The following is a 476-nucleotide window of genomic DNA, read 5'->3' on the forward strand; positions in this document are numbered from 1 at the left end:
CGCATCCGGCGCCAGAACGCGAAACCGCCGGTGCCGACCTCGGGTCGGTGGTTTCCCAGAAGCCACAGTTTGTGGGTGGGTTCGAAGCTGAAGAAGTCCTGCCGCATGCGACGGGCCTTGATGCGGTCACCACCGGTCAGGAGTTTGACGCGGGCCTCGTCGAAACGGTCACCCGGTCTGACCTCGGAGCACACGATCACGCGGCGGCCGTGCAGCTCGGCCAGGTCGGTGGGGTGTCCCTCATAGGGGCGGGCCATAAGGAAGCCGGGCGGTGCGGCGTCCGCGTAGTCGCCCAGGAGTTTCATCAGGACGTCGAGCAGGACACTCTTGCCGTTCTTGCCGGAGCCGAACAGGAAGGGCATGACCTGGCCGCCGACGTCGCCGGTGAGGGAGTAGCCCAGCAGTTCATGCAGAAAGCCGATCACCTCGTGACCGTCGGCGTCATCGCCGAACGTGTCGGTGAGGAATCGATGCCA

Annotated in this window: 1 protein-coding gene; it reads right to left on the reverse strand. The window is 65.5% G+C overall.

Annotation, left to right across the window (positions count from 1 at the left end; translation table 11 throughout):
• Nucleotides 1-476, reverse strand: a 476-nt coding sequence (locus NLX86_RS34295) for a phage/plasmid primase, P4 family (RefSeq protein WP_254375732.1), incomplete at both ends; no start/stop codon positions are given.

Origin of the sequence: Streptomyces sp. A3M-1-3, from assembly GCF_024213665.1 — a bacterium.
Classification (GTDB): Bacteria; Actinomycetota; Actinomycetes; order Streptomycetales; family Streptomycetaceae; genus Streptomyces.